We start from the raw sequence: 20,944 nt of genomic DNA, 5'->3' as shown, positions 1-20,944 counted from the left end.
CGCGGTCATCGCGTACGGCCTCCCTGGTCCACCTCGGCGACGCGTCTACGCCCCCGAGCCGGCGCCGGCTGCCAGGCCCGCAGCCGCAGGCTGTTGCCCACCACGAGCAGTGAGCTCGCCGACATGGCCACGGCGGCGACCATCGGGTTGAGCAGGCCGACCATGGCGAGCGGCACGGTGACCGCGTTGTAGCCGAAGGCCCACAGCAGGTTGGCGCGGATCGTGCCCAGGGTGCGGCGGGCGAGCCGTACCGCGTCCCCGAGCGCCTCGATGTCGCCGCGCACGAGGGTCACATCGGCGGCCCCGATCGCGACGTCCGTCCCCGTGCCCATGGCGATGCCGAGGTCGGCACCGGCCAGCGCCGCCGCGTCGTTGACGCCGTCGCCGACGACCGCGACCCGACGGCCGCGCTTGAGCAACTCCCGTACGAGGTCCGCCTTGTCCTGCGGTGAGCAGCGGGCGTGGACCTCCTCGATGCCGAGTGCGGCGGCGACCGCCCGGGCCGGTGCCTCCCGGTCGCCGGTGGCGAGCACGGGGTGCACACCGAGGCGCCGCAACCGGTCCACGGCCCGGTAGGCGCCGGGGCGCACGACGTCCCCGATCTCGATCAGCGCCTCCGTCACCCCGTCGACGCGGACGATGACCGGCGTGCGCGCGGCCGCCTCCGCCGCCGGCAGCGCGTCCGCCAGTGCCGCAGGCAACTCGTCGCCCGGCGCGAGGACTTCGACCAGTCGGCCCTCGACCCGGCCGCGCACACCCCGGCCCGCTTCGGCGCGGAAGTCACGCACCTCGGGCAACTGCCCCTGCTCGGACAGGATGCGGCGGGCGTGCGCGACGACCGCGCGGCCCAGCGGGTGTTCGGAGCCCTGCTCGACCGCCCCGGCCAGCCGCAGCACCGCTCCCCTGCCGAGCCCGCCGGGCACGGCCGTGACCCGGGTGACGCTCATGTGCCCGGAGGTGAGGGTGCCGGTCTTGTCGAGGACGACGGTGTCGATGTGCTGGAGCCCCTCCAGGGCCTGCGGGCCCCGGACCAGGACGCCGAGCTGGGCGCCGCGTCCGGTGGCGGCCATCAGCGCGGTCGGGGTCGCCAGGCCCAGCGCGCAGGGGCACGCCACGACCAGGACGGCCACGCACGCGGTGATCGCCGCCTGTGGATCGGCCCCGGCCCCGAGCCAGAACCCGAGCACGGTGACGGCCAGCGCCAGCACCACGGGCACGAACACACCTGCCACTGCGTCGGCCAGCCGCTGCGCCCGGGCCTTCCCGGCCTGGGCCTCGGTCACGAGCCGGGTGATCCGGGCGAGTTGGGTGTCCGCGCCCACGGCCGTGGCCCGCACGAGCAGCAGCCCGCCCGCGTTGACGGCGCCGCCCACGACCGCCGAGCCCGGCCCGACCTCGACCGGTTCGCTCTCCCCGGTGACGAGCGACAGATCCACCGCGGAGTTGCCCTCCGCCACCGTGCCGTCGGTGGCCACGCGCTCGCCGGGCCGTACGGCGAAGAGCTGCCCGACCGCCAACTCCTCGATCGGTACGAGGCGTTCGGTGCCGTCGTCCTCGCGTACCGACACCTCCTTGGCGGCGAGTCGGGCGAGTGAGCGCAGGGCCGCACCGGTGCCGTGGCGCGCCCGTGCCTCCAGGAAGCGGCCGGCCAGCACGAACAGCGGGACGCCGACGGCCGCTTCGAGGTACAGGTGCGCACTGCCTCCATCAGCGGCTCCGCCGCGGGCTCCGGAGGCGGAGGTCAGCAGACTGAACGGCATCCGCATGCCGGGCGTGCCCGCGCCGCCGAGGAACAGGGCGTACGCCGACCAGGAGAAGGACGCCACCACGCCCAGGGAGACCAGCGTGTCCATGGTCGCCGTCGAGTGGCGCAGGCCGCGCAGGGCCCGTACGTGGAACGGCCAGGCACTCCAGACGGCGACCGGCGCGGCCAGCACGAAGCACAGCCACTGCCAGTTGCGGAACTGCCAGGCGGGCACCATCGACAGCACGAGCACCGGCAGCGCGAGCAGCGCGGTGACGAGCAGCCGGACGCGCTCCTGGCGGACGTCCTCGGACGCTCCTTCGCCGCGGCGTTTCCCCTCGTCGGGGTGGCCCCGTTCCTTCGGTGGCTCGGGCAACGCGGCGGTGTATCCGGCCTGTTCGACCGTCGCCACGAGTTCTTCGGGGCGGATGTCGGGCGGATGGCTCACCCGGGCGCGTCCGGTGGCCAGATTGACCGTCGCGGTCACGCCCTCCAGCTTGGCGAGCTTCTTCTCCACCCGCCGCACGCAAGCGGCGCAGGTCATCCCGCCGACGATCAGGTCGGTGACGGTCATCGGGGGTGCCGGTTCGGTGGCCATCAGCCGCCGCTCCCGTGCCGCATCGGCATGTCCCCGGTGTCGCCCGTGTCCATGCCGCCCCCGCCTCCGTCACCGTGACCGCCCGTTCCGGAGCGGTGCATGCCGGGCGCGACGGGGCCGGTGGCGGCTCCGACGGCGTACGACACCGTGAAGATCAGGGCGAGCAGCACCAGAAACCCGCAGAGGGCGGGCGGCACCGGTTGGGTTCTTTTCATCGACGGCCTCCTGACGCACGTACCGCTTCAGGAGTCGGGTGCGCAGGGCGGGGAGTTCCCGGCCGCCGTCTCAGGAAGCCGCGCCTCGACGGCTCCTCAACCACCAGGCGCCGGCACCGAGGACGACGACGGCCGCGCCGATGCCGAGCGGCACGGCCACCGGCATGCCGTCGTCCCCTTCCGTGTCGTCCGCCGTGGCCTGCGCCGGCGGGGTCGACGGTGCGCCGGTCGTCGGCTCGTCCGAGGGCGACGCCGTCGTCGGCTCCTCGGTGGGGGTGGGGCTCACGGCCTTCGCGCCGGGTGCGGCTGCCTTCAGCTCCAGCCGCGGCGCGGGGTGGCCGTGCCCGTGGCCGTCGCCCTTGTCCTCCTCGTCCAGCTCGATCCAGCGGTCGACCGTCCCGTCGCTGTACGTCTGCAGGGTCTTGAACACGAGCGTCCTCGCGTCGGGCAACTGCCGTACGGTGACGACGTACTCGGCGTCCTCACCGACCGCGAGCGTCGGCCCGGAGACGGTGTAGCCGCGACCGGTGGGGGTGAGCTTCCAGCCCTCGGGGCCTTCCTTGTAGGTGATGTCGTCCGGGGTGATGCCGTCGGGCAGGATCACCTCCAGCTTGCTGATCCCGGCGGAGCCGGACTCCGACTCCGCGGTGAAGGTCAGCGGGACGTTCCGGTCGAGCGCCCGGGCGCCCTCCGCCTCTACCTCGGTGTGCGCTGCGGCCGGTCCCGCGAAGGCTACGGCGGCCGTGAACGCGACCGCGGTGAGGGCGCCGGTGCGGCGCAGGCTGCGGGTCAGGGTGGGGCGGGGCACGTGCGACTCCCTCGTACCGGTGATGTGGTCGCTGCATTCAAGCGCAGGGGCGTCCTCAGGGCGAGGGGCCCTCGGGCCGGCCGGGGTGGCGGAGGCAGGAGGCGACGACGACGAAGGGCCAGAGGGACTGAAGGGCCGTCACAAGACGCTCGGCGGCTCCGTCGGCACCGTCGTACTGCATTTCGAGCACGAACCAGACCGCGCTGACGACCATCAGGGTGGTCACGGCGAGGGAGGGCCCGGGCCTCAGTCCCCAGGGTGCGGCGCCCCGACGATCGGCGGCCAGCACCGGCCACACCGCCAGCAGAGCGAAGCCGACCGCGGCCGCCGACCCGTGGCGCAGCGAACCTCCGCTGCTCGGCGGCGGAACCAGAGCCACCACCACCGCGGCCGCTCCCCCCGCCCCCAGCGCGACACGTCCCGGAAGCGCGGCCGGGCGCAACCCCAGGGCGGTGACCATGTGGCAGATCCCCAGCCCGGCCAGCGCCGCGGTCATCACCCAGGACCCCGCGGCGCCATTGGCTGCCAGCGTGCTGATCGTCTGCGTGGCGGGGTCGTAGGCGGGCCCTTCGAGAAGCGCCGCGATCATCCAGCCACCGATCAGCACGACAGGCGCACAGGCCGACGAAAGCAAGGCCCATCTTGGGACAGGTCGCATCAGACCACCGTAAAACGATCACCCAGTCCGGTCGCCACGCACACGCCGCACCGTCGGCACGGTGTCCACGGCGCCACAACGTCCGTTGGGTGTCAGGGAGATGACGGTGCGTGGCAGCCGGGAACGGCCATGCGACCTTCGAACATCTCGGCCGAAATCGCCAGCCCGCGCCAGACTGCGCCACCCCTTCCGGGACATAGAAATATCCACCAGCATGAATGGCCGCGAACGGGACGGGGCCGAGAGTGCTGGGGGTAGGACATGCAGCGCACCATGGGGAAGCAGGCCGTCGAGTGGCTCGCCGCGGCTGCCGTGGATCCTCGGACGTGCAAACAGCAGTGGGATCAGGGCGCGGACGCGGTGCTGCTGGAGGCCGGACGGCTCTGGGACGTGCTCAGTGTTCCCGAGCACCTCGGATTGAGCGCCGTGGATCTCCTGAGACGTGCCCGGCTGCGGGCGACCGGACCCGTCCTGGTGAACTGCGGGGCGCGCAGAGTCGGCTTCTTCCTGCCGCCCGATCCGGCCGCCAAGTGGGTCGGGCCCGGCGTACGCCATGTCGGCAGGGGGTCCTGGGTCGCCGTACCGCCACCGCACCGGTCCACCGGATGGCGCCTGGAGTGGCTGCTGCCGCCCGACGGTACCGGCGCGCTGTACAACCCGGACGTCGTGGAGCTGGCGCTGCGCGAGGCGGGCGGCACCACTGCCGCCCCGGCGCGTGTCAGTCGGTCGTCGGCGGAGCGGAGACGCTGACGCGCCCGCTGCTGACGCTCCACTCCCACAGACTCACCGGCCCGGGAAGGCCCCGGGGGACGACGACGGCCGGTACGCGCTCGGTGGCCTCGTGCCCCTCGTCCGCCGAGGCGGCCTCCAGAGCCGCGGCCAGGCCCGTCCAGCGGCCGACGGCCCAGGACGTGACGGCCCGCCCGGGGCCGTCGGCCGCGGTGACCGAGTCCCACCATGTGTCGCGGCGCCGTGGCACGGCACGGCCGTGGGCCCGCCACTCCGCGACCAGCGCCGCGTAGATCGACGGCTGGCCCCTCACACCGGTGACCGGTACGACGTACGTCACGGGTGCGGCATCGCCTCCCAGGACGCGCCGCGCAGTCTCAGAGCTGTCCATGCCCGGGCAACGCGGAGGTGTGCGCCGGTGGTACGCCGACCGCCGTTGCTACCACCCAGTCGGGTGAGCGCATCCCCCGGATGGAGCCGTGGGACTGCGCCTCCCGGTCCGCCCACGATCGAGACAGGAGCCGCTTCCATCGACGGACCACAGCACGTCCCCTTCTTCTCCGGCATCCGCGACGACGCCGACGACACCCCCGACTGCCCGTGGTGCGCCGCACTGCGCGAGGCGAGCCTCCCGCCGACCGCACGGCCGTCCGCGTCGCCGGGGCGCCGGCATGACCCGTACGTCTCAGGCGCCGAGTACGACGACTGGTGAGGCGGGGACAGCTCAGGCGTGAGCGTCGTCGCCGTGCGGCGCGCGCTGGTGCAGCCGGGCGGCGAGCACGGCGACGTCGTCCTCGGCGTGCTGGGCATCGAGGCGGGCCGGCACCGTGTCGATGACGTGCTCGACTCCCGCGACGGCCTCGAAGCCGACGCCGGCCAAGGGTTCACGGACTGGTCGATGCCCTCGCCGCGGTGCTCGACGCGCCCGTCGGTGAACAGCACCAGCGTCTGGGCCGGGTCCAGCCGGCAGGTGGCCGGCTCGTAGCCGCGGCCGGCGAGGGCCGTGGTACGCCGAGCGCCGGTCGGGCGCTGTCGCATGACGGCGAGGGGATGGGTACGGCGGCCTCCCCGACGGTGCTCGTCTGCCGTGCCGCGGCGGCTATGGCCCACTGAGCGCCAGGCAGCAGCGCCGGGTCGCCGTGGACGGCGTCGTAATCCGCCCCCGGCCTCGCTCCCGACCCGCAGCGCCGCCGCCGTACCGTCCACCTGGCGGACCGCCTCCCGAACCAGCTCCGCGCAGTGCCCATGAAACGGCTGAAACCGGCGCACCACGCCAGCACCCCAAAACGGGTGCCAGCCTTCACAGCCGCCACTCGGGTTGCCCAGACCGCGGAGGGCGCCCCGGCGTACTCCGCCGACTCAGGGGCGCGCGTCCTGCTCTCTGCCTGTTTGGTGCGCGGGCGCTCGCCCCATACGGGGAATTGGGCTCCGGACGTATGGCCGCATCACCCGGCACCGGGTGCACTAAGGCTCCACCGGTCAATGCACCAAGGCTCCACCGGTCATCGGGAGGCTTTTCATGGCGCTCATGGAGTGGACGAAGTCCATGGAGTGGCTGGCCGCGGCGTCGGAGGACCCCGGCGCCTGCAAGGAGGAGTGGCAGAACGGCATCACCGGGGTCGCGCTCCTGGCGGCCGGACGGTTCTGGGACGTGCTGATCGTGCCGGAACAGCTCGGGCTGCGCGTCGCCGACCTCCTGGACGAGCTGCCGTTGCTCGAGCCGGGCCCCTGTCTGCTGGATGCCCGGCGCCGCCACGTGGGGTTCTTACTGCCGCCGGAGCCGCAGACCGTATGGATCGGCACCGGCGTACGCCTGCTCGGCGCCGGTACGTGGATCACCGCGCCCGCCCCGCACTGCCGCTGGGGCGCGCTGCGCTGGCTCGTCCCGCCGGACGGCAGCGGCACCCTGACCATGCCCGAGGTCCTGGAAGTGGCCCTGCAGCGCTGCGCGAGCGAACTGTCCCGCCTCCAGGGCGACCCGGCGCCCAGCCACCCGGCACCCGCCGCGCACAGCCACCCGGCACCGTACGACGGGCAGGTCGGCGAGCAGGCCAACGGCCCGCAGGTGGTCCGCCAGTGCGCCGTACCGGGGTAAGCCTTTCGCGGTCCTTTCGGGCGGGTGCCCAGGCCCTCAGAATCCGCCTGCATCGCGCGAGCCGTGGCGAGTTGCTTCAGCGGCAACGTAGGCGCTCGCCGCTCGGTCCGTGGGTGCTGGACGGTCTTCCCGGCCCGGCACCTGATCCCCGGGAGCTGAAGACCGTCTTAAACTGGAACAAATTATCCACCGACGATCGAGGGCAACGTGTCGGCCAACGGTGTGGCATCGAACTTGTACCCGTTCGGCGCCGCAGGTGTCGGCGAAGCGTCCGAGCGCGACGACGCGCTGGTCAGTGCCATCGTCGGTGCCGTGGAGCTGGCCGGAGCGCATACCGGAAGCGTGTTTCTGCTCTCCGGCGACCGCCGCTCGCTCGTAGTGGCCGCGTCGTGCGGGTCGCCGCTCTCCCTGCTCAGCGGGTGGCGTCGGATCCCGGTGAACAGCGGTCTGCCAGTGGCGGAGGCGTACCGCTCCGGGCGGATGGTCCATCTGGCCGGCGCGGAGGAGACGATGCGGCGCTTCCCGCAGCTCTCGGTCGCCCTGCCCTACCCGTTCGGCTCTGCATCGGTCCCCGTACGGGCGGGCGAGCGGACCTTCGGCACCATGGCCGTGGTGTGGACGGCCAGGCCGGACGGGACAGGACTGTCGAGGGCGCAGCGCCGGAAGCTGCGCTCCGCCGCCGACCGGCTGGGCACCACCCTCGCCGGGCTGCGGGCCCGCGGCGCGCTCGGTGAGTACGACGAACGGATGGCTCCGGTAGTGGTCCCGCTGCCATCCGCCCCGGTGATCCGGGTGGGCCTGTTCGACTGGAATCTCGACACCGGAGCCCTCACGGCCGACGACGATCTGTGCGCGATCTTCGGAATGCCGCCCCGCGAGTTCGACGGACGGGCGGCCACCCTGGCGGCCATGATCGAGCCCGCGGATCTCCCCGGCTTCCGGTCCGCCGCCCGTGCCGCCGTCCAGGAACGCCACGTACTGGCGTACTGCCTGCGCATCCGGGACGGCCGCGGCGGCCACCACACCGTCGAGCTGTGGGGCCGGGTGCCCGAGAGCCCTGACGACGTGGAGACCTCGGCCCATCTGGTCGGCGCCGTACTCGACTCCGGGAGCCGCATGGCCGCCGTGGCGGCGATCGAGCGGCTCGCGGACGGCTTCTTCGCGCTCTCGCCCGACGGACGCGTCGCCTACGCCAACCACAGCCTGGAGACCCTGCTGGGGGTCCGCCAGGGCGAACTGCTCGGCCGACGCCCCTGGGACGTCCTGCCCTGGCTGGCAGATCCCGTGTACGAGGACCGCTACCGGGCCGCCGTGGTCTCCCAGCAACCGGTCTCCTTCCTGGTCCGCCGCCCACCGGACACATGGCTGGTCTTCTCCCTCCACCCGGGCGCTCAGGGCATGACGGGGTGGGTGGCACCGGCGCGACAGCCCGTCCCGGCCGACACCGGACCCGATGCGACCCTCACGGCAGGGAGGCCGCCCGTCTCCTGGTCGCCTCCGCCCGCGGCCCCCCGCGTGGGTTCCCTGTACCGGGTGCTCACGCTGGGCAGCGCGCTCACCGAGGCGGTCACCGCGCACGAGGTGTTCGAGGCCGTCGCCGAGCAGCTGCTGCCCGCTTTCGGCGGCCAGAAGCTGGCGATCGCCGTGGTGGAGGAGCGGCGCCTGCGCCTGCTCGATCAGCGCGGTTACTCGAAGCGCTTTCTCGCCCGGTTCGAAGGCACTCCGCTGCATGCCCGGCTGCCCGTGACGGACGCGCTGACCTCCGGGGCTCCGCTGTTCGTCGAGTCCCGTGAGGAGCTTCTCGAGACCTACCCCGGGATCATGGTCAGTCAGGCCAACTCCTGGGCGTTCCTGCCCTTGATCGCCTCGAACCGCCCGGTCGGCGTCTGCCTGCTCGGCTTCGACGACGTCCACCGATTTCCCGACGAGGAGCGCGGAGTCCTCACCGCACTGGGCGGCCTGATCGCCCAGGCCCTGGAACGCGCCAGGCTCTACGACGCCGAATTCGCCCTCGCCCGCGGCCTGCAGAACGCGCTGCTGCCGCACCGGCTGCCCACACTGCCGGGCCTCGGTGTCACCGGGCGCTATCTTCCGGGCACCAGAGGGATGGACATCGGCGGCGACTGGTACGACGTCATCCCCACCGGCGACGAGGTCGCGCTGATCGTCGGGGACGTCGAGGGGCACAACGTCGCCGCCGCGGCCGCCATGGGCCAGCTGCGCAGCGCGGTGCGGGCCTTCGCCACTGCCGGCCACCGGCCGAGCGACGTCGTCGCCAACACCAACCGGCTCCACATGGACCTCGACCCGGCGCTCCTCGCAAGCTGCTGCTACGCCCGGCTCCATCCTCGCTCGGGGGTCTTGCGCATCGTCCGTGCCGGCCACGCCCCGCCCTTGCTGCGCCTGCCCGACGGGCAGGCCGAAGTCCTGGATGTGCCCGGCGGCCCTCTGCTCGGCATCGACGCAGCGGCACACTTTCCGGAGTCCGAGCTGCGCCTCGTACCCGGGTCGATCCTGGCCCTGTACACGGACGGACTGATCGAGAAGCGTGACTCGGACATCGATTCCGACGTCGACCGGCTCCGGGCGTCACTGGCCCGCATGGGCGGGTGCCGTCTGGAGGATCTGGCCGACGCGCTGCTGCGGGACGCCCGCCGGTCCACCGACAGGGCGGACGACATCGCCCTCCTGCTCACCGAGTACGCCCCGCCACCGCAGACGGCGACATAGCCGGCATCCGCACACGCCGGCTCCGGCCCGTCACCGTGAGGCAGCAGCTCTCCGACGCCGCTGTCCCCTGCCCCAGATCTTCCGGCACCCAGGTCCTGGCACTGTCGCTGTTGGCGGCCGTAGCGATGTGGAAGGGGGCCACATATCCGCTGGCAGACGGCCGGAGAAGGCTCGGTTGAACTCGTCGACGGTCTGCCGGCCCTGCAGAGACAGCGGCTCGGGCACGGGGGCCGCCGGTGCTGCTCACTGGACGCCGCCGAGGGCCAGGACGGCTTGGCTGCCGACCGGGGCCGTGGTGGGGCGGGGTCAGCCAGTTCCTCGCCGTTGACGTGCCCCAGGCGGGCCGGGGTGGTCCGTCGACGAGCCTTGGCTGGCGAGGTGGCGCCGCCAGGAGACCAGTCCGGCACGGCGCGGCTATCCGGTGCCCAGGGCGATGTTCTCGGCGACCGCCACCAGCAACACCGCCCCACATCTGCGCCGAGCCCGCTCGCGCCACCCAGACGCCGCCTGAGCCGTGGCCGTGGCCGGACCCGCCACCGCGCTGTCGGCCGGCCCCGGCGGGGGGCGCCGACGCGGCCGAACGACACGGACGGCATCGACAATCCGCTTTTGGCCCGGCGGCCAACGGCAGCGGCTGGCGAGCCGGACTCGTTGGGTACGGCCGGACTTCAGACCTGCAGTCGGCGCCCTCGTCACGCAAGGAACGACAACCGCACCTGGCGACGAGGATTGTCCTTGTTCGTGTCGACGAGGCACACCGACTGCCACGTCCCGAGTTCCAGGCGCCCGCCCAGCACCGGCAGCGTGGCGTGGGGCGGGACGAAGGCCGGCAGGACGTGGTCGCGGCCGTGGCCGGGGCTGCCGTGGCGGTGCTGCCAGCGGTCGTCGGCGGGGAGGAGGGTGTGGAGGGCGGCCAGGAGGTCGTCGTCGCTGCCGGCGCCCGTCTCGATGATCGCGATGCCGGCCGTGGCGTGCGGCACGAAGACGTTCAGGAGGCCGTCGCGGTCTCCCGCCGCCTCCCGCAGGAAGGCCTCGCATTCGCGGGTGAGGTCCACGACCCGCTCGGCGGAGCCTGAGGCGACGTTCAGGACTCGGGTGGTGAAGGCGTCTGACATGCCCTCCATCCTCGCCCATGCACCCGGGGTCCACATGCGAGGGCACGTCCGGGTGACGGTCGAGCGGTGATACGCAAGGTCCACTTCGCGAGACGCCGTTGACCGTCACCGCGCCATCTGGCTACTTTCAGCGGCATGTTGCGTTCAGCCCTGCTCACCACGCGCGGTCACATCGACCTGCTGCGGGTGGCCTCCGCCGCGTGTCGCCGCGGCCGCTGACGCCCTTCTCCCTCCTCTCCCTCCCCTCCTTCGCCTGCGCTCCGCCGTACCCGCACGTCTGATTCGCGTGTGATCGACGTGACGGCGTGCAGCCGTCCCCTTTTCACCGGCCGCTCTCCTTCCCGTGGAGCACCCATGAGCATCAGCCATGCCCCACCCGAGTCCTCCGGACCCGATATTTCGCTTATATCCGCTCTCAAGGACACTGCGGACGACCAGCCCCGACCCGACCTCGAACGCCTCGTCCCCACCTCCTCCCGCCGCACCCGCGTCCCCCGCTGGCTGCGCCGCACCACCGGCCCCGTCCTGCTCCTCGCCCTGTGGCAACTGCTCAGCGTCACAGGTGTGTTGACGTCCGACGTCCTCGCCTCACCCGGCCGGATCGCCCAGGTCGCGGGCGATCTGATCGCCGACGGCTCGCTGCCCTCGGCGATGGGGACGTCCCTTCAGCGCGTCGCCGCCGGGCTGGCGCTGGGCACCGTCGTCGGGACCGGACTCGCGCTCCTCTCGGGGCTGTTCCGGATCGGTGAGGACCTGGTGGACGCGCCTGTGCAGATGCTGCGGACCGTGCCCTTCGTGGGGCTCATCCCGCTGTTCATCATCTGGTTCGGCATCGGCGAGGCCCCCAAGGTCGCCATCATCACGCTCGGCGTGACCTTCCCGCTGTACCTGAATGTCTACGCCGGTATCCGCGGCGTGGACGCCCAGTTGATCGAGGCCGGGGAGTCGCTCGGGCTGTCCAGGTGGGGGCTCGTGCGGCACGTCGTGCTGCCCGGTGCGCTGCCGGGCGCCCTGACCGGCCTGCGCTACTCGCTCGGCATCGCCTGGCTGGCCCTCGTCTTCGCCGAGCAGGTCAACGCCGACTCCGGCATCGGGTTCCTCATGGTGCAGGCGCGGGACTTCCTGCGGACCGACGTGATCGTGGTCTGCCTGATCGTCTACGCCTTCCTCGGCCTGCTCGCCGACTTCATCGTCCGCTCCCTCGAAAGGCTGCTGCTGCAATGGCGACCGACGTTCACCGGCCGGTGAGCCCCCAAGCGGTACCGGCTTCCCCGGCCGCACAGGCTTCCCCGACCGCCCAGGCCACCCGGGCCGTGCACGTGGCGGGGCTGACCCGCTCCTTCGACGGACGTGCCGTCATCGACCGGCTCCAACTCGACGTCCGGCCCGGCGAGTTCGTGGCCCTCCTCGGCCGCAGCGGCTGCGGCAAGTCCACCCTGCTGCGCATCCTCGCCGGTCTCGACCGCGACATCGAGGGCACCGTCCTGGTCCCGCGCCGCAAGGCCGTCGCCTTCCAGGCGCCGCGGCTGATGCCGTGGAAGAAGGTGTGGCGCAACGTGCTGCTCGGCCTGCCGGGCAAACCCGGCCGCGCCGTCGCCGAGCAGGCGCTCAAGGAGGTCGGCCTGGACCACCGTACGGACGCCTGGCCCAAGACCCTCTCCGGCGGCGAGGCTCAACGCGCCTCACTCGCACGGGCGTTGGTGCGTGAGCCCGATCTGCTGCTGCTCGACGAGCCGTTCGGCGCGCTCGACGCGCTCACCCGGATCAAGGCCCAGCGCCTGGTGGGCGAGTTGTGGCAGCGGCGCGGCTGCGCGGTCCTGCTGGTCACGCACGACGTCGAGGAGGCGGTGCTGCTCGCCGACCGCGTCCTCGTGATGGACGACGGGGTCATCGCGCACGAGCAGCACATCGACCTCGACCGCCCCCGCGACATCACCGACCCCCGGTTCGCGGAACTGCGCGCCGGCCTCCTGGAGCGCCTCGGCGTCGACACCGCCGCCGAAGCCGCCTGAACCCGCCCCCCGGCACCATCCCCGAGCCACGACCACCGAACGGATCCCCCATGCGACGACGCCTCGTCCCCGCCGCTCTCCTCCTCCCCTTCGCGCTCCTGCTCACCGCCTGCGGCGGGAACTCGGCCGCCCAGACCTCGACGGACACCGACGGCCAGGGCTCCCTCACCCTGAACGTCGGTGACCAGAAGGGCGGTTCGGAGGCCATCCTGCGCGCCGCCGGAGAGCTCAAGAACCTCGACTACAAGATCAAGTGGTCCACCTTCACCTCCGGCCCACCGCTCCTGGAGGCCGTCAACGCGAAGGCCGTCGACATCGGCGGCGTCGGCAACACCCCGCCGGTCTTCGCGGCGGGCGCGGGCTCGAAGATCACGGTGGTTGCCGCCTTCCACGGCACCTCCAAGGGCGACGCGATCCTCGTGCCGAACGACTCGAAGCTGACGAAGCCCGAGCAGCTCAAGGGCAGGTCCATCGCCGTCGCGCAGGGATCCTCCGCCAACTACCAGCTCGTCGCGTCCCTCAAGGCGGCCGGGCTGAGCCTGAGCGACGTCGACGTGAAGTACCTGCAACCGGCCGACGCTCTGGCCGCGTTCACCTCCGGCAAGGTCGACGCGTGGGCCGTGTGGGACCCGTACACCTCCCAGGTACTCCTGTCCAAGCAGGGCCGGGTTCTGACGACCGGCGACGGGATCACCAACGGCCTCACCTTCCAGGTGGCGGCGCCCTCCGCGCTGCAGGACAAGAAGAAGGCCGCCGCCATCAAGGACTACCTGGAGCGGCTGCGGCGCGCCACGGCGTGGGTGCACGACCACCAGGAGGAGTGGGCCAAGGTGTGGGCGAAGGACACCGGACTGCCGTACGACGTCGCGCTGGCCTCGGTGAAGCGCACCAACGCCACGCGGATCTCGGTCGCGGTCGACAAGCCGCTCGTCGCCTCCGAGCAGGAGATCGCCGACACCTTCACCGCGCTGAAGCTCATCCCGAAGGAGGTGGACTTCGGCGAATTCGTGGACACGCGGTACAACGGCGACCTGCCGCCGTCGACCACTGAGGGCCCCGCTTCGGAGGGTTCGTGACATGACCGTCCATCTCCACTGGTTCCTGCCGACCGGCGGCGACGGCCGCACCCTGGTGGACCGGCACGCCTACGCGTCCAACCAGACCGGAAAGCCGAGCGGCGTGCGCGCCCCCGACATCGACTACCTCGCCCAGATCGCCAAGGCCGCAGAGCAGTTGGGCTTCGAGGCGGTCCTCACCCCGACCGGCACCTGGTGCGAGGACGCCTGGCTGACCACGGTGGCCCTGGCCCAGCACACCGAGCGTCTCAAGTTCCTGGTCGCCTTCCGGCCGGGCCTGATCTCGCCGACGCTCGCCGCGCAGATGGCGGCGACGTACCAGCGCGTCGCGCGCGGGCGGCTGCTGCTCAACGTCGTCACCGGCGGCGACTCGGCCGAGCAGCGGCGCTTCGGCGACCGCCTCGACCACGATCGGCGCTATGCCCGGACGGACGAGTTCCTGTCCGTGGTACGCGGGGTGTGGCGCGGTGAGCCGTACGACTTCCACGGCACCCACTACCAGGTCGACGGCGGACTGACCGCGCTGCCGCCGGACCCTGTACCGCGGCTCTTCTTCGGCGGCTCCTCACCGGCGGCCGGGCCGGTCGCGGCGCGGCACGCGGACGTGTATCTGGCCTGGGGCGAACCTCCCGCGCAGGTCAAGGAGAAGATCGACTGGATCCGCTCGCTGGCCGAGCGGGAGGGCCGTACGGTCCGCTTCGGGATCCGGCTGCACACCATCTCCCGTGACTCGTCCGCCGATGCCTGGTCGACCGCCCACCGGCTGCTCGACGACCTCGACGCGGACACGGTCGCGGCCGCGCAGGCGGCGCTCGGGCGCAGCGAGTCGGTGGGGCAGCAGCGCATGCTCGCCCTGCACGGCGGCTCCCGCGCCGATCTGGAGATCTATCCGAACCTCTGGGCGGGCGTCGGTCTGGTCCGGGGTGGCGCGGGGACCGCGCTGGTCGGGAGCCATGCCGAGGTCGCCGAGCGGATCGAGGAGTACCACGCGCTGGGCGTCGAGCACTTCGTGCTGTCCGGGTATCCGCATCTGGAGGAGGCGTACTGGTTCGGGGAGGGGGTGATTCCCGAGCTGGCGGCGCGCGGGCTGCTCGGCGGCGGTACGGCCACGGAGGCGGAGACCGGCGTTCCGCTGCTCGTGGCGGGCGGGCGCTGATCTTCGGGCCTCGGCTCCGGGGCGTCGGGAAGATCCGCGACTTCGGCGCAGTTAGTAGAAGTGTGAACAATATCGAGGTGCCCGAGGAAGCCGACGTGGTCGTCATAGGCGCTGGTCAGGCCGGTCTGTCCAGCGCCTATCACCTGCGGCGCACCGGTTTCGAGCCGGACCGCGACTTCGTGGTGCTCGACCACTCCCCCGGCCCCGGCGGCGCGTGGCAGTTCCGGTGGCCGTCGTTGACGTACGGCAAGGTGAACGGGATGCACTCGCTGCCCGGTATGGAGCTGACCGGCGCCGATCCGGAGCGGCCGTCGTCCGAGGTCATCACCGAGTACTTCGACCGCTACGAGCGGACCTTCGACCTGCGTGTCCGGCGCCCCGTCGACGTGCGCGCCGTACGCGAGGGCCCGGACGGGCGGCTGCTCGTCGAGAGCTCGTCCGGCAGCTGGTCGACGCGGGCGCTGATCAACGCCACCGGCACCTGGAACCGGCCGTTCTGGCCGCGCTACCCCGGCCAGGAGACGTTCCGGGGGCGGCAGTTGCACACCGCCCAGTACGCCGGGCCCGAGGAGTTCGCCGGGCAGCGGGTCGTCGTCGTGGGCGGTGGCATCTCGGGCGTCCAGCATCTGCTGGAGATCGCCCGGTACGCGGCCGCGACGACGTGGGTCACCCGGCGGCCGCCCGTCTTCCGCGAGGGGCCCTTCGACGAGGGCGCGGGCCGGGCGGCCGTCGCGCTCGTCGAGGAGCGCGTCCGGCAGGGCCTGCCGCCGAAGAGCGTCGTCTCCGTCACGGGGCTACCCCTGAACGACGCCGTCCGGCAGGGCCTCGCGGAAGGGGTCCTGGACCGGCAGCCCATGTTCGACCGGATCACGCCGGACGGAGTGGAGTGGCAGGACGGGCGACATGTGACCGCCGACGTCATCCTGTGGGCGACCGGTTTCCGGGCCGCCATCGACCACTTGGCCCCGCTGCGCCTGCGCGAGCCGGGCGGCGGAATCCGGGTGGAGGGCACGCGTGCGGTCGCCGATCCCCGCGTCCACCTCGTCGGCTACGGCCCGTCCGCCAGCACGATCGGCGCCAACCGGGCCGGACGCGCGGCCGTACGGGACATCAGGCGCTTGCTGTCCGAGGAGCGGGTGGCTGTGTGACGCGCCGAGCTCGAGGGTCAGGAACCGTATGACATCCCGTCGGCTCACTTCGTGGGCTTCGGGCTCGCCTTCTGCCGGGCGTTGAACTCGGCCACATTGCGCTGGTGTTCCGCGTAGTCGGCCGTGAAGCGGGTGTCGCCCGGCTTGACCGTGACGAAGTACAGCCAGTCGCCCGCGGGCGGGCTGATCGCGGCACGCATCGCCTCCTCGCCGGGGTTGGCGATCGGGGTGGGCGGCAGGCCCATGCGCTGGTACGAGTTGTAGGGGCTCTCGATCCGGGTGTCGGCCTCGGTCGTCCTGATCGTGGAGCGGCCGAGGGCGTAGTTGATGGTCGAGTCCATCTGCAACGGCATCCCGCGTTCCAGCCGGTTGAAGACGACCCGCGCCACCTTGCCCATGTCGGCCTTGGTGGCGGCCTCGGCCTGGACGATGCTCGCGATGGTGACCGCCTGATAGACGTTCAGCGCGTTGCGCTGCGCGCCGGCGGCGATCGGGGCCGCGCTGAACCTCTTGTTGGCGGTGTCGACCATGGCCGACAGCAGGGTTTCCGGCGTCGCCCTCTTGCCGTCCCGCTCCAGTGGATACGTCGCCGGGAAGAGGTAGCCCTCGGGGTTGCCCTCGGCCTCGTTCGGCAGCTTGAGGTCGAGCTTGTTCAGGGACTTCTTGGTGCTGCCGGGCGGGAGGGCGAGGGCCTTGTCGACGGCGCCGTAGACCTGGTTCGCACGCCAGCCCTCCGGGATCACCAGCGAGGTGGGCTTCGCCTCCTCCTCGCCCGTGCTCAGCAGCGGCACCGCCACGGCGGTGCCGGCCACGACGGCGCCGGCGGCGATGAGAGCGATACGGCCCCGGCGCGTCAGTCGAATCGTGCTCCGTGACGGAGTGTTGAAGTACATGCGGGAACGGTAACCCGCACATGCTCACAAACCCGGCATAACATCACCCCGTCGGCTCCAGTTGGGCGTCCCGGCGGACCAGCCCCGCATACCGCCCCTCCCGCTCCAGCAGCTCCTCGTGCGTGCCCCGTTCGGCCACGCGCCCCGCGTCGAGGACGACGATCTGGTCGGCGCCCCGGACGGTGGACAGCCGGTGCGCGATGGTGACCGTGGTGCGGTTGGCGGACAGCGCGTCGATGGCCTCCTGGACGGCGTGTTCGGTGCGGGTGTCCAGGGCGCTGGTCGCCTCGTCGAGGATGAGGACGGGCGGATCGCGCAGGATGGTGCGGGCGATGGCGAGGCGCTGCTTCTCGCCGCCGGAGAAGCGGTGGCCGCGTTCGCCGACGACGGTGTCGTAGCCGTCGGGCAGGGCGGCGATGTGGTCGTGTATCTGGGCCGCCTTCGCCGCCGCGTGCAGTTCCTCGTCGGTGGCGTCCGGCTTGGCGAAGCGCAGGTTGTCGGCGACGGATGCGTGGAAGAGGTACGTCTCCTGCGAGACGACGCCGACCGCGCGGGCGAGGGTGTCGAAGTCGAGGTCGCGCACGTCGACGCCGTCGAGGGTGACGCGGCCGCCGGTCACGTCGTACAGCCGCGGCACGAGATGGCCGAGCGTCGACTTTCCGGCGCCGGTCGGGCCGACGACCGCGAGGCTCCCGCCGGCCGGGACGGTGAGGTCGATGCCGTCGAGGATCGGGCTGCCCTTGCCGTCGTACCGGAACTCGACGTTCTCGAAGCGGACCTCGCCCTTGATGTGGTCGAGGTGGACGGGGTTCTCCCGCTCGGTGATGTCGATGGGCAGGTCCAGGTACTCGAAGATGCGCTGGAAGAGCGCGAGCGAGGCCTGGATCTGGACGCCGGTGGACAGCAGGCTGACGGCCGGGCGGAACAGGCCCTGCTGGAGCGAGACGAAGGCGACGATCGTACCGATCGAGACCTGTGGGCCGCCGAGTTGGAGGGCGATTCCCGCGGTCCAGTAGATGACGGCGGGCATGGCGGCCATGACGATGGTGATGACGGCCATGCGCCAGCGGCCGGCCATGTTCGACCTCACTTCGAGGTCGACCAGTTGCTCGGACTCCTCGGCGAAGGCCTTGGTGAGCGAGTCGGAGCGGCCCATCGTGCGGCCGAGCAGGATGCCGCTGACCGAGAGCGACTCGGTGACCGTGGCGGCCATCGCGGCCATCTGCTTCTGGCGCTGGGTGGTGATCTTCTTGCGTTCGTTGCCGACGCGGCGGCTGATCCACACGAACACCGGCAGCAGGAGCAGCGAGACGACGGTCAGGCGCCAGTCGAGGGCGATCATCGCGACGATCGTGGCCACGACGCTGGTCACGTTGGAGACCAGGGAGGTCGCGGTGGAGGTGACGGTGGCCTGCATCCCGCCGATGTCGTTGGCGATGCGGGACTGGACCTCGCCGGTGCGGGTGCGGGTGAAGAAGGCGAGCGACATGCGCTGGAGGCGGCCGTAGACGGCGGTGCGCAGGTCGTGCATGACGCGCTGGCCGACCGTCGTGGAGATCAGGGTCTGCAGCACGCCGAAGACGCTGGTGAGGACGGCACTGAGGATCATGCCGAGCGCGAGCAGACTGAGCAGGCCGGTGCGGCCCTCGGGGATCGCGACGTCGAGGATCGCCTTCAGGAGGAAGGGTGTGGCGACGCCTACCAGTGACGAGGCGCCGACCAGGAGGCCGACGACGGCCAAGCGTCCGCGGTACGGACGGAAGAGTCTCAGGATGCGGCGCACCTGCCGGGGTTGGTCCTGCTGTGCGGCGGGTGGCGTCCAGGTGGGTTCGTGGTCGGGATGCATGGGCTCCTACGGGAGGTGTGGTGATGCTGACTGTCGGACCTTAGCTCATTGTTACCTATGCTCACAATGAATGTCGTCCTGATATTGTTCCCGCATGACCACCCCCGATCCCGACGGCCCGCTCGCCGAGCAGCTCCTGCGCTTCACCCGCCGGGTCCACCGCATCCAGAAACGCCACCTGCAGGAGTGCGGACTGGGCATCACCCCGGCCCAGTCCCGCCTGCTGCGCACGCTCGCGCACTACGGATCGCCGCCCCGGATGGCCGACCTCGCCGAGCGCCTGGAGGTGGTCCCGCGCGCGGTGACGTCGCTGGTCGACGGGCTGGAGGCGAGCGGGAAGGTGCGACGGGTGCCGGATCCCACGAACCGGCGGGTGATCCGGATCGAGCTCACCGACGACGGGCGGGGGGCCCTGCGGGAGCTGCATGGTGCGCGGCGGTCGGCGGCGGAGGAGATCCTGGCGCCGCTGACGGACGAACAGCGCGAGGTGCTGGGCGGATTGCTGGACACGCTGATCGACGGGACCGGCGCCCGGCAGTGCTGAACGCTTGAAACGGTCACGGCCACCACTCCGTAGTGCCGGTGCGGTGGCCGCGACCGTGTTGGCGGCGTTCGGCGTCAACTCGCCTCGGTGGCGGTCTCCTTGGTCGCCTCGGAGGCCGTCTCCTTGGTCGGCTGGGTGGGGACAGCGACGACCGGCCCCTCGGACTCCGCGTCCTCCACCTCGGCCACGCTCTCGCCGTCCAGGACCTTCTTCGCCCGCTCCTTGTCCAGGGCGCCCTCCCAGCGGGAGACCGCGAAGACGGCGACGCAGTTGCCGAGCAGGTTGGTGACGACGCGCATCGAGTCCATGATGCGGTCCACGCCGAGCAGGAGAGCGACGGCTCCGGCGGGGATGGCGCCCAGGGAGGACGCGGTCGCGGACAGGGCGAGGAACGCCGAACCGGGGATGCCCGCCATGCCCTTGCTGGTCAGCATCAGCACCAGGACCACGGTGATCTGCTGGCTGAAGCTGAGGTCCACGCCCACGGCCTGGGCGATGAAAAGCGTGCCGATGGACAGGTACAGCGAGGCGCCGTCGAGGTTGAAGGAGTAGCCGGTGGGCAGCACGAGACCCACGGCGTCGTCGCGGGCGCCGGCCTTGCGCAGCTTCTGCATCACGCGCGGCAGGACGGACTCGGTGGACGCGGTGCCGAGCGCGAGCAGCATCTCCTCACGGATGTAGCGCAGGAACTTCCAGAGGCTGAGCCCGGTGACCACCTTCAGGGCGACGGCGAGCAGCGCGATGAAAAGAGCCGCCGCCGCGTAGCACAGGACGATCAGCTTGCCGTACGTCTCGATCACGCCGAGCCCGTAGTTGCCGATCAGGACGGCCATGGCGCCGAACACCGCGATCGGGGCGAGCCGCATGACGAAGCCGACGATCGCGAAGATGATCTCCTGGGCCTGCTCGATGGCGGGCAGCACCTGCGGCACCTTGGTGTGCCCGAGGTGCAGCAGCGCGGCACCGACCAGACAGGCCAGGATGAGCACTTGGAGCAGGGAGTTCTCGGCGAAGGCGCCGAGGAAAGAGGTGGGGATCGCGTTCAGCACGAACTCGGTCGTCGACGGCAGCGATCCGCCGTTCGTCTTCGCGTCGACCGCGGACGCGTTGAGCGTGGACGGGTCGACGTTCATCCCGGACCCGGGCTGGACCACGTTGGCGGCGAGGAGCCCGATCAGCAGGGCGAGGGTGCTCGCGACCTCGAACCAGATCAGGGCCTTCAGCCCGATCCGGCCGAACGCCTTCAGGTCTCCGGCCTTGGCGATGCCGACCACGACCACGCAGAACACGAGCGGCGAGATGATCGTCTTGATGAGCCGGATGAAACCGTCGCCGAGCGGCTGGAGATCCGCGGCGAAGCCGGGCCACAGCTTCCCGACGGCGATTCCGAGTACGAGCGCGCAGGCGACCTGCGCGAAGAGAGAGGTACGCAGCATGCGTGCGACGCGTCGCGGCAGGGACGGTACGGACGGCGGCACGGGCACTCCTTGGGGACGGCGGCACACAGAAGCCCATGGGGCGACGGGGGGACTTCTGCAAGACTTCTGCAATACGGAAAGCGCATTCCGTGCCGATCA

General features: G+C 71.8%; 21 protein-coding genes and 1 pseudogene. 12 read left to right on the top strand and 10 right to left on the bottom strand.

Going from position 1 to position 20,944, the window contains the following annotated elements; translation table 11 throughout:
- Window positions 1-5: 5 nt before the first annotated feature.
- The 4 genes from ACZ7L6_RS06050 to ACZ7L6_RS06035 all read right to left on the bottom strand — a co-directional run bounded on the left by ACZ7L6_RS06050 (window position 6) and on the right by ACZ7L6_RS06035 (window position 4,023).
- Window positions 6-2,342 (bottom strand): heavy metal translocating P-type ATPase, encoded by a 2,337-nt coding sequence (locus tag ACZ7L6_RS06050; protein WP_471920771.1) that lies wholly within the window; start codon window positions 2,340-2,342, stop codon window positions 6-8.
- Window positions 2,342-2,557 carry a hypothetical protein gene (locus tag ACZ7L6_RS06045; RefSeq protein WP_471920770.1) on the bottom strand — a complete coding sequence of 72 codons (216 nt, stop codon included), beginning with the start codon at window positions 2,555-2,557 and terminating at the stop codon, window positions 2,342-2,344. The genes ACZ7L6_RS06050 and ACZ7L6_RS06045 overlap by 1 nt, the downstream gene beginning before the upstream one ends.
- 70 nt (window positions 2,558-2,627) lie before the next feature.
- Window positions 2,628-3,365: a DUF1775 domain-containing protein gene (locus ACZ7L6_RS06040; RefSeq protein ID WP_471920769.1), complete on the bottom strand. Its 738-nt coding sequence runs from the start codon at window positions 3,363-3,365 to the stop codon at window positions 2,628-2,630.
- A 55-nt stretch (window positions 3,366-3,420) separates the two neighbouring features.
- Window positions 3,421-4,023, bottom strand: a complete 603-nt coding sequence (locus ACZ7L6_RS06035; RefSeq protein ID WP_471920768.1) for a DUF998 domain-containing protein — start codon at window positions 4,021-4,023, stop codon at window positions 3,421-3,423.
- A 261-nt stretch (window positions 4,024-4,284) separates the two neighbouring features.
- On the opposite strand from ACZ7L6_RS06035, the gene ACZ7L6_RS06030 reads away from it, so the two are divergent.
- The gene (locus ACZ7L6_RS06030; protein ID WP_471920767.1) at window positions 4,285-4,773 is read left to right on the top strand and encodes a bifunctional DNA primase/polymerase; all 489 of its coding nucleotides are present in this window, start codon (window positions 4,285-4,287) and stop codon (window positions 4,771-4,773) included.
- Here ACZ7L6_RS06030 and ACZ7L6_RS06025 read toward each other — a convergent pair.
- A complete protein-coding gene (locus ACZ7L6_RS06025; RefSeq protein ID WP_471920766.1) occupies window positions 4,742-5,143 on the bottom strand; it encodes a hypothetical protein in 402 nt (133 codons plus the stop codon). The genes ACZ7L6_RS06030 and ACZ7L6_RS06025 overlap by 32 nt on opposite strands.
- Window positions 5,144-5,206: 63 nt before the next feature.
- On the opposite strand from ACZ7L6_RS06025, the gene ACZ7L6_RS06020 reads away from it, so the two are divergent.
- The 4 genes from ACZ7L6_RS06020 to ACZ7L6_RS06005 all read left to right on the top strand — a co-directional run bounded on the left by ACZ7L6_RS06020 (window position 5,207) and on the right by ACZ7L6_RS06005 (window position 9,577).
- Entirely contained in the window at window positions 5,207-5,464 is a 258-nt protein-coding gene (locus ACZ7L6_RS06020) for a hypothetical protein (protein WP_471920765.1), read from the top strand.
- An 18-nt stretch (window positions 5,465-5,482) separates the two neighbouring features.
- Window positions 5,483-5,737 carry a hypothetical protein gene (locus ACZ7L6_RS06015; protein WP_471920764.1) on the top strand — a complete coding sequence of 85 codons (255 nt, stop codon included), beginning with the start codon at window positions 5,483-5,485 and terminating at the stop codon, window positions 5,735-5,737.
- 534 nt (window positions 5,738-6,271) lie between these two features.
- Complete coding sequence (locus ACZ7L6_RS06010) at window positions 6,272-6,847, top strand: hypothetical protein (protein WP_471920763.1); 576 nt, start codon at window positions 6,272-6,274, stop codon at window positions 6,845-6,847.
- A 222-nt stretch (window positions 6,848-7,069) separates the two neighbouring features.
- Window positions 7,070-9,577, top strand: coding sequence for a SpoIIE family protein phosphatase (locus ACZ7L6_RS06005; protein ID WP_471920762.1), 2,508 nt, complete (start codon window positions 7,070-7,072; stop codon window positions 9,575-9,577).
- Between the two features lie 82 nt (window positions 9,578-9,659).
- Here ACZ7L6_RS06005 and ACZ7L6_RS06000 read toward each other — a convergent pair.
- Both ACZ7L6_RS06000 and ACZ7L6_RS05995 read right to left on the bottom strand, forming a co-directional pair.
- Window positions 9,660-9,811: pseudogene (locus ACZ7L6_RS06000) on the bottom strand (substrate-binding domain-containing protein); the annotation flags it as partial.
- A 458-nt stretch (window positions 9,812-10,269) separates the two neighbouring features.
- Window positions 10,270-10,692: a secondary thiamine-phosphate synthase enzyme YjbQ gene (locus ACZ7L6_RS05995; protein ID WP_471920761.1), complete on the bottom strand. Its 423-nt coding sequence runs from the start codon at window positions 10,690-10,692 to the stop codon at window positions 10,270-10,272.
- 135 nt (window positions 10,693-10,827) lie between these two features.
- Between ACZ7L6_RS05995 and ACZ7L6_RS05990 the strand changes: the two genes are divergently transcribed.
- The 6 genes from ACZ7L6_RS05990 to ACZ7L6_RS05965 all read left to right on the top strand — a co-directional run bounded on the left by ACZ7L6_RS05990 (window position 10,828) and on the right by ACZ7L6_RS05965 (window position 16,084).
- Window positions 10,828-10,911 (top strand): putative leader peptide, encoded by an 84-nt coding sequence (locus tag ACZ7L6_RS05990; RefSeq protein WP_313884353.1) that lies wholly within the window; start codon window positions 10,828-10,830, stop codon window positions 10,909-10,911.
- A 135-nt stretch (window positions 10,912-11,046) separates the two neighbouring features.
- The gene (locus tag ACZ7L6_RS05985; protein ID WP_471920760.1) at window positions 11,047-11,940 is read left to right on the top strand and encodes an ABC transporter permease; all 894 of its coding nucleotides are present in this window, start codon (window positions 11,047-11,049) and stop codon (window positions 11,938-11,940) included.
- Entirely contained in the window at window positions 11,913-12,704 is a 792-nt protein-coding gene (locus tag ACZ7L6_RS05980; RefSeq protein ID WP_471920759.1) for an ABC transporter ATP-binding protein, read from the top strand. Before ACZ7L6_RS05985 ends, ACZ7L6_RS05980 begins: the two co-directional genes overlap by 28 nt.
- 50 nt (window positions 12,705-12,754) lie before the next feature.
- Window positions 12,755-13,780 carry an ABC transporter substrate-binding protein gene (locus ACZ7L6_RS05975; RefSeq protein WP_471920758.1) on the top strand — a complete coding sequence of 342 codons (1,026 nt, stop codon included), beginning with the start codon at window positions 12,755-12,757 and terminating at the stop codon, window positions 13,778-13,780.
- Between the two features lies 1 nt (window position 13,781).
- Window positions 13,782-14,936, top strand: a complete 1,155-nt coding sequence (locus tag ACZ7L6_RS05970; RefSeq protein WP_471920757.1) for an LLM class flavin-dependent oxidoreductase — start codon at window positions 13,782-13,784, stop codon at window positions 14,934-14,936.
- Window positions 14,937-15,013: 77 nt separating this feature from the next.
- Entirely contained in the window at window positions 15,014-16,084 is a 1,071-nt protein-coding gene (locus ACZ7L6_RS05965; protein WP_471920756.1) for an NAD(P)-binding domain-containing protein, read from the top strand.
- A gap of 44 nt (window positions 16,085-16,128) precedes the next feature.
- Here the strand turns inward: ACZ7L6_RS05965 and mltG are convergent, their stop codons facing one another.
- Together mltG and ACZ7L6_RS05955 are read right to left on the bottom strand one after the other, a co-directional pair.
- The gene (gene mltG, locus ACZ7L6_RS05960; RefSeq protein ID WP_471920755.1) at window positions 16,129-16,977 is read right to left on the bottom strand and encodes an endolytic transglycosylase MltG; all 849 of its coding nucleotides are present in this window, start codon (window positions 16,975-16,977) and stop codon (window positions 16,129-16,131) included.
- 43 nt (window positions 16,978-17,020) lie between these two features.
- On the bottom strand, window positions 17,021-18,823 hold the full coding sequence (locus tag ACZ7L6_RS05955; RefSeq protein ID WP_471920754.1) for an ABC transporter ATP-binding protein: 1,803 nt from the start codon (window positions 18,821-18,823) through the stop codon (window positions 17,021-17,023).
- A 94-nt stretch (window positions 18,824-18,917) separates the two neighbouring features.
- Between ACZ7L6_RS05955 and ACZ7L6_RS05950 the strand changes: the two genes are divergently transcribed.
- Complete coding sequence (locus ACZ7L6_RS05950; protein ID WP_471920753.1) at window positions 18,918-19,367, top strand: MarR family winged helix-turn-helix transcriptional regulator; 450 nt, start codon at window positions 18,918-18,920, stop codon at window positions 19,365-19,367.
- Between the two features lie 74 nt (window positions 19,368-19,441).
- On the opposite strand, the gene ACZ7L6_RS05945 is transcribed toward ACZ7L6_RS05950, so the two are convergent.
- Entirely contained in the window at window positions 19,442-20,845 is a 1,404-nt protein-coding gene (locus ACZ7L6_RS05945) for a cation:dicarboxylate symporter family transporter (RefSeq protein WP_471920752.1), read from the bottom strand.
- Window positions 20,846-20,944 lie beyond the last annotated feature (99 nt).

Source organism: Streptomyces sp. NPDC107522, from assembly GCF_055657525.1.
This window is presented reverse-complemented; position numbering and strand designations above follow the sequence as displayed.

What these genes read in the sequence shown, in the direction of transcription:
- ACZ7L6_RS06050 (WP_471920771.1), bottom strand. Translation starts at nt 2,342, where the DNA reads ATGGCCACCGAACCGGCACCCCCGATGACCGTCACCGACCTGATCGTC.
- ACZ7L6_RS06045 (WP_471920770.1), bottom strand. Translation starts at nt 2,557, where the DNA reads ATGAAAAGAACCCAACCGGTGCCGCCCGCCCTCTGCGGGTTTCTGGTG.
- ACZ7L6_RS06035 (WP_471920768.1), bottom strand. Translation starts at nt 4,023, where the DNA reads ATGCGACCTGTCCCAAGATGGGCCTTGCTTTCGTCGGCCTGTGCGCCT.
- ACZ7L6_RS06030 (WP_471920767.1), top strand. Translation starts at nt 4,285, where the DNA reads ATGCAGCGCACCATGGGGAAGCAGGCCGTCGAGTGGCTCGCCGCGGCT.
- ACZ7L6_RS06025 (WP_471920766.1), bottom strand. Translation starts at nt 5,143, where the DNA reads ATGGACAGCTCTGAGACTGCGCGGCGCGTCCTGGGAGGCGATGCCGCA.
- ACZ7L6_RS06010 (WP_471920763.1), top strand. Translation starts at nt 6,272, where the DNA reads ATGGCGCTCATGGAGTGGACGAAGTCCATGGAGTGGCTGGCCGCGGCG.
- ACZ7L6_RS05995 (WP_471920761.1), bottom strand. Translation starts at nt 10,692, where the DNA reads ATGTCAGACGCCTTCACCACCCGAGTCCTGAACGTCGCCTCAGGCTCC.
- ACZ7L6_RS05990 (WP_313884353.1), top strand. Translation starts at nt 10,828, where the DNA reads ATGTTGCGTTCAGCCCTGCTCACCACGCGCGGTCACATCGACCTGCTG.
- ACZ7L6_RS05985 (WP_471920760.1), top strand. Translation starts at nt 11,047, where the DNA reads ATGAGCATCAGCCATGCCCCACCCGAGTCCTCCGGACCCGATATTTCG.
- ACZ7L6_RS05980 (WP_471920759.1), top strand. Translation starts at nt 11,913, where the DNA reads ATGGCGACCGACGTTCACCGGCCGGTGAGCCCCCAAGCGGTACCGGCT.
- ACZ7L6_RS05975 (WP_471920758.1), top strand. Translation starts at nt 12,755, where the DNA reads ATGCGACGACGCCTCGTCCCCGCCGCTCTCCTCCTCCCCTTCGCGCTC.
- ACZ7L6_RS05970 (WP_471920757.1), top strand. Translation starts at nt 13,782, where the DNA reads ATGACCGTCCATCTCCACTGGTTCCTGCCGACCGGCGGCGACGGCCGC.
- mltG (WP_471920755.1), bottom strand. Translation starts at nt 16,977, where the DNA reads ATGTACTTCAACACTCCGTCACGGAGCACGATTCGACTGACGCGCCGG.
- ACZ7L6_RS05955 (WP_471920754.1), bottom strand. Translation starts at nt 18,823, where the DNA reads ATGCATCCCGACCACGAACCCACCTGGACGCCACCCGCCGCACAGCAG.
- ACZ7L6_RS05950 (WP_471920753.1), top strand. Translation starts at nt 18,918, where the DNA reads ATGACCACCCCCGATCCCGACGGCCCGCTCGCCGAGCAGCTCCTGCGC.